Source organism: Bacillus salipaludis, from assembly GCF_004358205.1.
Genome location: NZ_SMYO01000097.1, coordinates 1 through 1,345, shown reverse-complemented (window position 1 = coordinate 1,345; position 1,345 = coordinate 1). Strand labels below are relative to the sequence as shown.

Here is a 1,345-nt window from a genome sequence, read left to right as displayed (position 1 = left end):
CGTCAGTTCGAGAATTTGCCTCCAGCTTCCTTCAGATTCCACCTCACGGTGGACACCCTTGCTATTGGCTAACAGTTCCTACTGCCAAGCCTGTAGTGGACTTTCACCACCAAGTTATCGCCCATGCCGGGCGCACATAAGAAAAGGGATCGCCGTAGCGATCCCTTAATTAAACTCTTGCACCCTTTAGTTGAACAAGCGTAGGAAGACTATATTATGTTGTCACAGTTTCTAATTTCATTATTGCACAAAAATACTGTGAAGCAGTAGTAAATGTAATAAACGAACAAAGCTCACTAATTTCTGCATCAGAAAGATACTCTCTCAACACATTAAATTGAGCATCTGATATATCCCCTTTTTGTTTTAAAAAAACCTCTGCAAAGCCTACTACAATAGACATTTTTTCATCGAACAAATGGGGTTCAGGTTTTCCTTTTGCCTTGCAATACTCATAACCATTGCTTTGAGCTAAAGTTCTCCTTATTTGCTCTTTTAGTCGAGACGATAGATGCATATCTTTTTCAAATACTTCTCCTAATTGATTCCATCCATTTAATACATCTTTATTATGTCCTAAAAGTCTTTGAAAAGGGGTCACCCCGAATTCAGATTCATTAATTCTTGCCATAAATACTACCTCCTTGTAGTATTTATATTATCGAATAAATTTAAAGAATTGAATTAAATATAAAACTCATTTTGCATATATTCTTTAATAAATTAATGAAAAATGGAGGATTTCCTTAAAAATGAAAATAGATTCAATTGATAAGAAAATAATAGATGAATTAAGCAAAAATAGTCGATTATCGATGAGTGAACTTGGCAGAAGAATTAATTTATCTTCACCATCTGTAACAGAACGGGTAAGACAAATGGAGTCATTTGGAGTAATAAAGAGGTATACATTAGAAGTTGATTATGCTAAATTAGGAGTTCCTATTCAATGCATTATAGAAGCAACCGTTAAAAATGGAGATTACAATTCTTTTAAGAGATATATTGAAGGTCTTCCAAATGTAGAGTTTTGTTATCGAATTGCTGGAAACGCCTGCTATATGCTTAAAATGCAATTCGATACATTTGCCAAAGCAGAAGAATTTATTGAAGATGTAAATCCTTATGCTCATACGGTAACGCATTTCATTTTTTCTAAGGTCCAGACGAATTTAAGATTGGGTTCGGACTGAATCCTTGTTCAACTAGTCGAGTAGAAGGGAGCCTTTCTACCTTCCGGTAGATTGTACTCCTCCCCCTCACAGAACCGTGCTTGCACTATTAATGCACACGGCTCCTCCTAGTTATCGTTTACAGACTGTAGCTAATCTCTTTTCTTAGATTC

General features: G+C 35.5%; 2 protein-coding genes. One reads left to right on the top strand and one right to left on the bottom strand.

Going from position 1 to position 1,345, the window contains the following annotated elements; all coding sequences use genetic code 11:
• Nucleotides 1-214: 214 nt before the first annotated feature.
• A complete protein-coding gene (locus tag E2K98_RS30595) occupies nucleotides 215-631 on the bottom strand; it encodes a carboxymuconolactone decarboxylase family protein (protein WP_133340760.1) in 417 nt (138 codons plus the stop codon).
• A 121-nt stretch (nucleotides 632-752) separates the two neighbouring features.
• On the opposite strand from E2K98_RS30595, the gene E2K98_RS30590 reads away from it, so the two are divergent.
• Nucleotides 753-1,193 (top strand): Lrp/AsnC family transcriptional regulator, encoded by a 441-nt coding sequence (locus tag E2K98_RS30590; RefSeq protein WP_133340758.1) that lies wholly within the window; start codon nucleotides 753-755, stop codon nucleotides 1,191-1,193.
• The last annotated feature ends 152 nt before the right edge of the window (nucleotides 1,194-1,345 follow it).